Origin of the sequence: Psychrobacter sp. Ps3 (assembly GCF_022129275.1) — a bacterium.
Lineage (GTDB): Bacteria > Pseudomonadota > Gammaproteobacteria > Pseudomonadales > Moraxellaceae > Psychrobacter > Psychrobacter submarinus.
In genome coordinates this window covers 42,445-54,022 of the sequence record NZ_JADQAL010000007.1, presented here as the reverse complement: position 1 = coordinate 54,022, position 11,578 = coordinate 42,445, and the positions used below count along the sequence as shown (strand labels likewise).

The 11,578-nt window shown below is 44.8% G+C and carries 9 protein-coding genes; 3 read left to right on the top strand and 6 right to left on the bottom strand.

Annotation, left to right across the window (positions count from 1 at the left end; translation table 11 throughout):
• Positions 1-78: 78 nt before the first annotated feature.
• Together I3248_RS03765 and ligA are read left to right on the top strand one after the other, a co-directional pair.
• Positions 79-1,098: a cell division protein ZipA C-terminal FtsZ-binding domain-containing protein gene (locus I3248_RS03765; protein ID WP_238062606.1), complete on the top strand. Its 1,020-nt coding sequence runs from the start codon at positions 79-81 to the stop codon at positions 1,096-1,098.
• 232 nt (positions 1,099-1,330) lie between these two features.
• Entirely contained in the window at positions 1,331-3,322 is a 1,992-nt protein-coding gene (gene ligA / locus I3248_RS03760; RefSeq protein WP_238062631.1) for an NAD-dependent DNA ligase LigA, read from the top strand.
• A 37-nt stretch (positions 3,323-3,359) separates the two neighbouring features.
• Here ligA and I3248_RS03755 read toward each other — a convergent pair whose 3' ends face one another.
• From I3248_RS03755 to I3248_RS03730, 6 genes are all read right to left on the bottom strand, one after another.
• Positions 3,360-4,625 (bottom strand): DNA cytosine methyltransferase, encoded by a 1,266-nt coding sequence (locus tag I3248_RS03755; RefSeq protein WP_201600347.1) that lies wholly within the window; start codon positions 4,623-4,625, stop codon positions 3,360-3,362.
• The gene (locus I3248_RS03750) at positions 4,625-5,641 is read right to left on the bottom strand and encodes a hypothetical protein (RefSeq protein ID WP_238062605.1); all 1,017 of its coding nucleotides are present in this window, start codon (positions 5,639-5,641) and stop codon (positions 4,625-4,627) included. The genes I3248_RS03755 and I3248_RS03750 overlap by 1 nt, the downstream gene beginning before the upstream one ends.
• Before the next feature lie 170 nt (positions 5,642-5,811).
• Positions 5,812-6,375, bottom strand: coding sequence for a hypothetical protein (locus tag I3248_RS03745; RefSeq protein ID WP_238062604.1), 564 nt, complete (start codon positions 6,373-6,375; stop codon positions 5,812-5,814).
• Positions 6,376-6,586: 211 nt separating this feature from the next.
• Complete coding sequence (locus tag I3248_RS03740; RefSeq protein ID WP_238062603.1) at positions 6,587-7,003, bottom strand: hypothetical protein; 417 nt, start codon at positions 7,001-7,003, stop codon at positions 6,587-6,589.
• A 238-nt stretch (positions 7,004-7,241) separates the two neighbouring features.
• The gene (locus tag I3248_RS03735) at positions 7,242-9,701 is read right to left on the bottom strand and encodes a YgiQ family radical SAM protein (RefSeq protein WP_238062602.1); all 2,460 of its coding nucleotides are present in this window, start codon (positions 9,699-9,701) and stop codon (positions 7,242-7,244) included.
• 146 nt (positions 9,702-9,847) lie between these two features.
• Positions 9,848-10,315 (bottom strand): Lrp/AsnC family transcriptional regulator, encoded by a 468-nt coding sequence (locus I3248_RS03730; RefSeq protein ID WP_201558147.1) that lies wholly within the window; start codon positions 10,313-10,315, stop codon positions 9,848-9,850.
• Between the two features lie 226 nt (positions 10,316-10,541).
• Between I3248_RS03730 and rarD the strand changes: the two genes are divergently transcribed.
• Positions 10,542-11,552, top strand: coding sequence for an EamA family transporter RarD (gene rarD, locus I3248_RS03725; protein WP_238062601.1), 1,011 nt, complete (start codon positions 10,542-10,544; stop codon positions 11,550-11,552).
• The last annotated feature ends 26 nt before the right edge of the window (positions 11,553-11,578 follow it).

The following is an 11,578-nucleotide window of genomic DNA, read 5'->3' as shown; positions in this document are numbered from 1 at the left end:
TAAACTGCTGTATATGCTCTGATTACTTTTATCATTACCTATATTGTTAGCTATATTATTATTAGGATGTATTCTCTTATGACCGCTATCCAGTTTGTGTTGATCGCCATTGCCGCTTTGATTGTGCTAGCAGGACTGTTTATGGTCATTCGTAGTTTCAAGCGCCGACAAGATACTGATGCGGCCGCCGTTAATTATGATAAAAACGGTATCCCTATCATTCCGCGTCATGAGCGCAATGTCGTTGATGAGCCAGACTTCGATGATACTATCGCCGGTGAGACAACGATTGCTCCTAATAGAGAGTATCTGAGTGCTGTGGTTGAAGAAGAGCCGTTGACACAAAACTATACTGAGGTTGATGCGCAGCTGACACAAAATCGTGGTACGACGGCTGATGTCAATGATAATGAAACCAATCCTGAGTATGCCCGCTGGCAAGCAGAACAGCAGCGCGCAGATGACGAAGAGTTTGCGCAATTCGCCCAAGACAATAACTCTGACATTCAAAGCGAGCCGGATGCTTTTTCAAGCCTGATGTCAGCGACCGATAGCCTGATGCCCGTGATTGATACTGCCGAGGAGCCGAGCTTCACGGACAACAGCCCTGTGCTCGACCAGCACTTATTGACGCCTATTGATGAGGCGCAAAACGGACCGCTGATAAATGCCAAAGACAACATCAATATTACTATTTTGCCGCAGCAAAGCCGTGAGCGCCCGAATGTGATTATTCGCGGCAGTGATTTATTAACCTTAGTGGATAAGTACGGCTTGCGCTTTGGCGCGATGAATATGTTCCATCGTTATGAGCAAAAAGACGGCACCGGTATGCTTTGGTTTAGCATGATGGGTATCACTGATAATGGTATCGCACCTTTTGATCCGCATAGCGTGGCGACCAATGTCTATAGCGGCGTGGTGTTGTTTTTATCGCTGCCACATCCGCAAGCGGTGCGTAGTTTTGATAGCATGATGAGTATTGCCTATATGATGGCAAGCGATCTTGATGCGATAATGCTAGACGAAAATAACGAACCGATTACGCCAGATTATAAGCAGCAGCTACGCAATCAAGTCCGCGATTACGACAGCTAAAATAGCCAAATAACCTCTCATTTAACGTCATTTTTATTAAGCAAAAGTGGCGTTTTTTTACGCCAGTCTTTACTGTAAAGCGCCCCCTAAATTGTTATCATAGTTGCTATTATCAATCGCTCAATAACCACTATAGATACCGACTATGACTGACTCTGGCAACTCTAATAATACTCATAACTCTAAAAACCATGCGACCCATGCGACCCATGATAGCGATGTCATTAGCAAAATGCGCACCTTGATTGCAGCGCTAAAAACGCATAATAATGCCTATTACGTCCTTGATAATCCTATGATTGAGGATAGCGAGTACGATCAGCTGCGTCTGTCCCTTATCGAGCTTGAAGAAGAGTATCCAGATTTGGTGCAGCCTGATAGCCCGATTAATCAAGTCGGTGATGTGCCGCTATCGGCCTTTACCCAAGTCACCCATGACATTGCTATGTTATCGCTTGGCAATGTCTTTGATTATGATGAACTCAGCGACTTTATGCGCCGCGTCAATGATCGTCTAAGCGCCGCCCAGCAAAACCCTGAGTATGAGATGGAGATGAAGCTCGATGGCTTGGCCGTGTCGCTAAAATACGAGTATGGCCAGTATGTACAAGCGGTCACTCGCGGCGATGGGCAAACGGGCGAGGATATCACCCAAAATGTCAAAACTATTCGTAATCTGCCTTTGTGGCTGGCAGATGCCAAAGATATCGAATTGCTAGAAGTACGCGGTGAGGTGTTAATGCCAAAAGCCGGTTTCGAGCGCCTCAATCGTCTAGCAGAGGAAAATGGTGAAAAAACCTTCGCCAATCCACGCAATGCCGCAGCAGGAAGTTTGCGTCAGCTCGACCCTGCGGTAGCGGCCAGTCGCCCGTTAGCGTTCTATGGCTATTCGGTCAATCAAGGCTTGCCTGAGCGTATCGACACTCAATCGGGTGCACTGGCTTGGCTTGGCGATATTGGCTTTACCGTCAGCGCAGTGCGCGTGGTTGCCAATCCACGCGAGGCGCAAGCGTACTATGAGTCAGTGATTGAAAAACGCGAAAAACTACCGTTTGAGATTGACGGAACAGTGATTAAAGTCAACAGCCTTGCTCTGCAGCAGCAATTAGGCTTTTTATCTAGAGAACCACGCTGGGCGACGGCTTATAAATTCCCTGCCGAAACCGTGATGACCCGCCTGCATACTATCGAATGGCAAGTCGGGCGTACCGGGCAAATTACCCCAGTCGGCAAGTTAGAGCCGGTCAAAGTTGGCGGCGTCACTGTCAGTAACGTCACCTTGCATAATTTTGGCGAGATTCAGCGCTTAGATGTGCGAGCGGGCGATATGGTCAGCGTCCATCGTGCTGGTGACGTCATTCCCAAAGTCACCCGCGTTTGGGAAGAGCAACGCCCAGATGATTCTCAGCCTGTCGAGCTACCTTCCACTTGCCCGGTTTGCGACTCACCCGTAGTGCTACCCGAGGGCGAAGCCTTAGCGCGCTGTACAGGCGGTTTGTTTTGTCCTGCGCAGCAAGTTGAGGCGCTTATCCACTTTGTCTCACGGCGGGCGATGGATATCGATGGGCTGGGCGAGCGCTGGCTGATGAGTTTTTTTGAGCATGGCCTTATCAAAACCGTCGCTGATATTTATCAGTTGCATAAGCATCAGGATGAAATGATTACCTTTGAAAAACTCGGCGAGAAATCGGTACAGAACATCATCGAAGCTGTTGAAGCCAGTAAAAAAACCACCTTAGCGAGATTCATCTATGCGCTCGGTATTCGCGGTGTTGGCGAAGGCACCGCACAAAACTTCGCGCAACAATTTGGTGATTTAGATAGCTTAATGAGCGCCGATATGGATGCCCTTATCGCCACGCCAGACGTTGGTACGATTACCGCCGAGCTGACCTACGAGTTCTTCCGCGCCCCGCACAATGTTGAAGTTATTGAAAAGCTGCGCGCTGCTGGCGTACATTGGGACGCCGTCGAGGTGGTCTCGGCAGATGGCTTGTTGCTCGATGGGCAGACGTGGGTCATCACCGGCGCGCTTGCGAGCATGGCACGTGACGAAGCCAAAGCAAAACTGCAAGCCTTAGGCGCAAAAGTGGTAGGCAGTGTATCTGCCAAAACTACGGCGCTACTGGCAGGGGAAAAAGCTGGATCAAAACTAACCAAAGCGGAAAAATTGGGTGTGAAAGTGGTGAGTGAGGAAGAGTTTTTGGCGATGGTTGGAGAGTAGTGCAAACGAGCAAAGTTAGCAAAAACAAGACCCTAGTTTATTCAAATAAACTAGGGTTATGAATTAAAACATCTGTAACCAACGCTTTTATAACAGGCACACTTACAGCGTTACCTAATTGTTTGTATGCAAAACTGTCTTTTGGATGCAAGACGTAAGAATCTGGAAAACCTTGTAATCTGGCGCATTCTCTAGGTGTCAAACGCCGTACGCGCCCATTATGATAAACCCCTAGCCTGTTAGAATCAGAGGCTGTTAATGTAATTGATACGCTATCAGGATCAAGGAATTTGAACACCTCAAAAGACATATTACCTGCGACTAAATTGTATAGACCCTCTTTTTCTTTAATATAGCGTTTATCCAATAAAGACTCAATGACCGTGTTTATATCGTCATAGGGATAAAAAGTAGCAATTTGTTCTTTGCTCAATGCTTTGCCATCTTGATGCGTACCAAAAATATTTTTTCGGCGATTAGCGATTAACAAATTCATAAAATCAATTTCATGGGGAGTGCATTGTCCGCGCAATCCTAAATCCCATGAATGTATAGAGTTGCCACCACGGCTATCAATAAGGCGTATGCCATGTAATCTATCTAAATCACCATCCAAAACCTGAGTTAGTTGAGAAATAAATGTGTCAGAACAATCGTAATACTCGTTGGGGTTTGACTCTAAAATATCTTTAACCAATACAGGCTGAATACTTTCAAACAAATCCATAGTGGTCAGACTTTGTTTGAAAGCATGTGAGTCTACGGCGCCAACATCATTTGCTAATGTCAGGATAGGTTTGGCGTCTTTAACGGCGACAATATAGATACGCACCCGATTTTGTGCCACACCATAATTACTAGAGTTTAATAGTCTATATTCAAATTGATACCCTAAGTCACTCAGTACATTTTTAATAGTTTCAAAAGTTTTGCCTTTATTATGACTGACAAGACCCCTGACATTTTCTAAAACACACATAGAAGGCTGTTTGGTGGCAATCAAGCGTGCCACATCAAAAAACAATGTGCCTCTTGTGTCTTCAAAACCTAATCGCTTACCTGCAGAAGAAAAAGCTTGGCAAGGAAATCCTGCTAATAATACGTCAAAATCTTTTACGTCAGACAATTGAGTAATATCACAATATGGATTTTCACCGAAGTTTTGCTCGTAAGTTTTGCAAGCTTCTTTATCTATTTCTGCACTAAGCACGCATTTGGTTTTGATACCATTTTTATTCAGTGCTTGTTCAAACCCCAGACGGATACCACCCGTTCCAGCGAATAAATCAATAAATGTAATCATCAAACGTTGTCTTTTATATAGTTAGCCATCTTTGATAAACTTGCATCAGAAAAATTAGCGGTGAAATCACTATAATTTAAAATGTTTTGCACGGCGCTTTTTCTTTGAAAGTTCCCTGAGCCATCGATAATATAACCTACTTTATGCCCATGCGAATGTGCTATAGACTGCCTGTTATTGGCATTTTGTGACTTTCTTTCAATAACAGAATTGGTAGTGACTTGAAAGCTAATTTCTATACCTATAGAGCGATCCGTTTTAGCATTAGAAATGACCAAATCAAATTTGGTGAGTTGATCGTTGTTTAATGTCATGTTTCTTAGAGTATGACCGTCAAAAGTGTAGTCGTCAGGCAACATGGCTTGTAGCTTATCTTTAATATAACCTTCACAAATGTACCCTAAGTCATTAGCGGTCGATCCACCAATTTGACGACTGACAAACAAATAGCGCTCTTTGATATATTTTTCTAGCTTATCGGCATCACCAATCATACTGCCAATAATTGCTTTTTCTAAGATTTCATCTGGCAAATTGGCAGGGTCTGTCGTATTCGCGCCCCAAATCAATAACATGCATACATCGAGCATATCATGATCAAAGGTTTGCCTGTTTTCAAGTAATAGCGTCTTTTCTACTCTAAGCTTTTTATTGTTCCAAACCCGCTTTTTAGGAGTGCTAAATACATAAGTATGAATCACATCATCAGCGGTAAATTGTAGCTGACCTGTAGGAAACAGCTGAGCAAAGTCTTTGCCATAGCGCTGTAAGCGTTCGCCGCCAATATCGGTTAGTACCATCAAATGCTTCAAAAATAAATTGGCAGACAGCTTTTTATTTTGAGCCAGTGCTTGCTGCCAAGCGTAGGGGGTGGCATCAGCAAACTTTAAAACATTGATAAAAATATCTTGCGTTTCAAGCAGCGGAATCAATGTGCTTTTGTCCGCCGCTTCTTCTACCAACTGCGTTGGCCAATAGTTACAAGCACCTTGTGCCAGCTCTTCGACAGTCTGCATAAAATAAAGCGCCCTATGTATAAATAAAAGATAGATTTTAACATCAATTGTATGTGGGCACGAGATGTAAATAGATCGGAGGTTGTAGGTTTATATGTGACTAAATACTATAATCCGCTCAACTTTTGCCACCTAAAATTTAAATTTAGAGTACCACGCTAACCAACTATCTAATCCTCATGCGGATTAACCATAGCCTCATTCTTTTTACCATCCGGAACAATCCTAATCGGCAATATCAAACCTTTAGCAAAGTCATCGGCGAACACATACTCGTATTGGCTAGCAGTGACCTCAGGAGTCGTATGAACGATAAGCTCAACCGTTTCGCCATCGGTAAGCTCGTGCGAGGTGTATGTGCTTTCTAGTTGGTTAAGGACTTTTGATACGGCCTCATTACTTGCCATGCCGACGGTGAGATTATGCTGCGCTGTTGCCTTATCGACGTTAAAATAATCGGCATAGTCCTGCACGTTTTGGCTATCGATAGCAAAGGGGTAATCATAATTAGCTCGTTCAGCCGCTTGTTCACCACTAGCCACTTTTGACCAGTCAATATCGGTAACTACTGACGAGGTTTTATTTGCAGTAGTCGCATTATTGACCTCTACAGAGACATTTCCCTCAGTATTAGCAGAAGTAGCGACGCTATCTTGGTTACTAGTATCACAACCCGTTAATGCGGCTATGCTAAGCGTAGATGCTAGCGTTAGACGTAATAGATGAATTCTCATCACTCTTCCTTTTTTATAAACAGCTTATTTGAGCATGAATTATAGGCAATTAGCATTGCTATTATTTTGACAGCTTTTATAAGCGTTCACCACTTAATCGGCCATAAAAAAACAGCCATCACTCGATGACTGTTTAACGTATTGCTAATCAATACAAATATAGTTTTAGTTAAAGCTCAATCACTATCACTGCTTGATTGACGCAATACTATTAACGACCCATCTTACAGTTGACTTGGTACTCTTTACCATTTGCCCATTTCGTAGCCAATATAGCTTCATCACCTTTCATGTGCCAAGCATAGATGATATCTGGGTTAGAGTCATTAATATAGCTTGCCGTGTCGCCATTGACGCCGCCGACTAAGATCACTTCTTGCTGTGACCAGTTCAGTTTAGGAACAGTGGCACTGATAGTCGCCTGATTTTTATTAATGGACTGCTTTGCTAGGATTTGGCTATCATCAGTACAAGTATAAGGGGCAGGCGCCATACGATCGTAAGCCATATCACTCGTACCATTTGTCGGAGTGGCTGGAGTAGTAGGAGCGGTAGGAGTAGTGGTAGAGCAGGCTGCTAGTAGAGCAACGGCAGGTAGGGTAGCGGTGAGTTTCATCATAGTATTCATAAACATCTCCAAAATATATTACTTTATTATTAGGGGTTCTAGCACTGTAGGTGCATAACATTTATGGTAACCAATGCATCTACTCTAGAGTGTTAGGAATTGTTCACTACCTTATAACTTCATTGCATAAATATTGACTAATGTAATTATGAAATTTAACTAAAAAAAGCGCTTGCTGACTTAAGCCAACAAGCGCCTTTTTTGGAGCTTCGTGCTATTTACACTTTTCTATCTCACGTTATTTAGTCTTACGCGGCGGTAAGCCCGTATGCTGAGTCTGAAAGTTACCTTTGCTGACTCTCTTTTTGGAGCGGTTGTTGGCTTGAGCTTTATTAGTACTATTTTTATTACGGTTCTGACGCTTAGCTGAGTCATTACCAACGCGGCTATTTTTCTTACGCGCCGATTGATAGCTGTCCTGCGCCGCATCGCGGCCTTCTAGATGCGCATTATATGGCGGGATAAGGCAGCCACGGTTTTTACCGATAAGATCGCTACGGCCCATATCTTGCAGCGCTTTACGCAGTATTGCCCAGTTTTTAGGATCATGGTAACGCAAAAAGGCTTTATGCAATTTACGCTGCTTACCTGATTTGACGATATCCATATCCCCGCCCACGCGGCTGACTTTATGTAGCGGGTCTTTGTGAGTGTGATACATCGTCGTCGCTGTTGCCATAGGGCTTGGGTAAAAGGCTTGTACTTGATCGGCGCGGTAGCCATAGCTTTTGAGCCACAGCGCCAGATTCATCATGTCTTCGTCTTTAGTACCGGGGTGCGCGGCGATAAAATAAGGTATTAGATACTGCTCTTTACCGGCCTCTTGACTGTATTGCTCAAACATCGCTTTGAACTTATCGTATGAGCCCATGCCCGGCTTCATCATCTTGGACAGTACGCCTTCTTCTGAATGCTCTGGGGCAATTTTTAGATAACCACCAACGTGATGGCTGACCAGCTCTTTGACGTATTCTGGATCTTTTACCGCCAGATCATAACGTAGACCGGATGCAATCAGGATCTTCTTCACGCCTTTGATATCACGCGCTTTACGGTATAGCTGAGTCAAATTACTATGATCAGTAAGCAGGTTTTCGCAGACGTCTGGATAGACACAAGAGGGCTTACGGCAGTGCTTTTCGATGGTTTCATCTTTACAGTTAAGGCGATACATATTGGCCGTCGGGCCGCCAAGGTCGGAGATGACGCCTGTGAAGTTTGGCGCGGTATCACGAATGGCTTCGACTTCACGTAGGATAGAGTCCTCAGAGCGGTTTTGAATAATACGACCTTCGTGCTCGGTGATTGAGCAAAAAGTACAACCGCCGAAACAGCCGCGCATGATATTGACCGAAAACTTAATCATGTCATAAGCAGGGATACGCGCATCGCCGTAGCTCGGATGCGGCAAACGTGCATAAGGCAAGTCAAAGACATAATCCATCTCTTCGGTCGATAGCGGAATTGGCGGTGGATTGAGCCAGACATCGATAGAAGTGAAGGAGTTACCCGCGCCGCTACTATGACGCTGCACTAGCGCCCGCGCGTTACCCGGGTTAGTCTCGAGATGTAGAATACGGCTGGCATGCGCGTAGAGCACCGGATCTGATTTGACATGATCGTAGTCGGGCAAGCGAATGACAGTTTGCTCACGTGGCGGCATTTTTAGCTTATGTTTAAGAGCAGTTTTTGGCTTATATTCTTTATTATCTTCAGCCTCCATACCGCGCATTTGCACCACTTGCGTATCCGTATCGACTTGCTCAGCGTTCAGAACTTTATTAGTGACAGGCTCTGCGACAAATCCTGCGTATTGGGCAGACATACCAGTCATCGCTTGGCCAACGGGCGAATCGCTAGGCTTTTCTTGCTCAATTTTGCAGCTATCAACGTCTTCAGTCATCACATAAGGGTTGATAATTGGATCGACACGGCCAACGGTATCGACATCGTTACTGGCGACCTCTGTCATATGCGCTTGCCAGTGGCGACGGCTTGGAGTCAATAGATAAGCTGTACCGCGAAGGCTGCTCATTTGCTCAAAGGTATAGCCTTTGGATAAACCATGCACCACGTCGACGATAGCGCGCTCAGCGTTACCGTAGAGTAAGACATCAGCGCGGCTATCGAGCAAAATACTACGACGTACTTTATCCGACCAATAATCATAATGGGCGATACGGCGCAGGCTGCCTTCGATGCCGCCTAAGATAATGGGCACATCAGGATAAGCTTCACGGCAGCGTTGACTATAGACGATAGCGGCGCGGTCCGGGCGTTTGTTCGCTACATTGCCTGGTGAGTAAGCATCATCGCTACGTATCTTGCGATCAGCAGTGTAGCGGTTGATCATGCTATCCATATTGCCGGCGGTGACACCATAAGCGTAGACAGGTTTGCCAAGCTCCATAAAGGCGTCTTTGCTCTTCCAATCAGGCTGGGCGATGATACCGACGCGAAAGCCTTGCGACTCAAGCAAACGCCCAATGATTGCCATACCGAAGCTTGGATGATCGACATACGCATCGCCCGATACGATGATAACATCGCAAGCATCCCAGCCTAGCGCGTCCATCTCGGCTCGGCTCATCGGTAGATAAGGCGCCGGCTCATAGCAGCTCGCCCAGTGCTTATCGTAGTCATATAACGGTTTAGTGCCTTGTTTAAAGGCGGTATGGGCAATGGTATCGGCAGACATGGACAGACCTTAATCAAAAAAATGTGTTTTGCATGTAGCCGCTACTATCAGTTTTAGTGAGCCGCTCATTTAAAGGCGCTCATCTTAACATGAATCGTACTCAGGATGTGATATTCAATCACCGATAAGTGATTGATAGTGTAAGATTAATCCAATAATATCTTCGTGCCACTTTTGGTGAAGTTCATCACAAACTGACTGCTAAAACTACGCACATTATTATCATGCGTCAGCAAATCGCGGGTAAATTGATGGTAATCTTGCATATTTTTGGCATTGACCATCAGCATAAAATCCGCATCCCCTGATACTTCATAACAGCTCATCACCCGGGGCTGGCTGCTCATTAGGCGCTCAAATCGGTGCTGCATCGAGTTATTCGAGCGTAGCATCTGTATCATCACTATTGCTGTTAGGCCGTATCCCACCTTGTTTGGATTGACAATAGCAACCTGTTTGCTAATTACCTCATTATCTATTAGCGCCTGTACCCGTCGCTGTGCGGTTGCAGTAGACACGTGTACTTTTTCGGCAATGGTTTTTAGCGGTAAAGTCGCATCGTCTTGTAGTAGATTTAGTATGGCTTTGTCGGTTTGATCAAGAGTGTGCGTCATAGTAGTAGACTTCTTAATTAGGCAAGGTTCATTAGTCAATAAGGATAATCAGTAACAACCCTAAATTGTGATAAATAATGAATAATACTGCGATATTGCGATAAATAAATTTATAAATAGTTAAATATAGAAATAATATCTCAAAGCGCTCGGGTAAACTAGCTTCCCTCAGCTTAATAACAACAAGATGCTGAGGTATAAAGTTTAGTTCAATTTTGGAGCGTCTATGTCAACCACTACTTTATCATCGGTATTCACAAGCACTATCTCACGCTTGCCTGTACCTGCGATTTGGGCTTCAGGTAGCGCTAAGCAGCGCACGTTAATTATGGGCGCGGCATTAGCGGTATTGTCTAATGCATTATTTGGTGTACTTTATGCTTATAGTCACTTTTTAGCGCCGTTATCGGGCACGCAGGTTTTTATCTGGCGCATGCTAGCGATGTGGGCGGCACTCGTAGGCTACTTAGTGGTTAGCGGGCGTCTAAGCTTGCATATCGGTAAGTTAAAACAGCTAAGAGCAGCCAAGCAGTGGGCATGGCTGCTACTACCAACGCCAATATTTTTGAGCCAGTTTTGGCTATTTATGTGGGCACCCATCAATGGCCAAGGCGTACAAACGGCGATGGGTTATTTCCTGTTCCCATTGATGATGGTGGTGTTCGGTTGTGTACTATTCGGTGAAAAGCTTAGCCGCTTACAATGGTTGGCGGTAGGCTTTGCTGCGCTTGGCGTTGGCAGTGAGATTGTACGTACCCAAAGCGTGTCTTGGGCAACACTTTGGGTGTGCGGCACTTATCCGCTGTATTATATTATTCGCCGTCTGCAAGGCATTGGTGCGATAACGGGCTTACTGGTTGATTTGACTATTTTTGCACCGTTTGCTTTAGGGTATCTATGCTTTATAGCGCCAAGTAGTTTGAGCTTAGTTGGCGGCTCAGGCTTCTTTATTATGATGCTAATAGGACTAGGTATCTTAAGCGTGCTGGCGATGAAAACCAACGTCGATGCCAGTCAAATGCTGCCAGTCAATGTGTACGGCATGATGAGCTACCTAGAGCCGGCACTGCTATTTATCTTAGCAATTACGGTGCTAGGTAATCCGTTTGAGTCAGCGATGCTCTATAGTTATGGGCTGATCTGGTTAGGCATTGCGTTTTTAATTATTCATGGTTTTCGTCAATTGCGTAAAGCCAGTCAAGCAAAAAAGGCTTCGCTAAAAATTAAAACCGCATAACATTTAAAATTAATAAAACTAAAAAA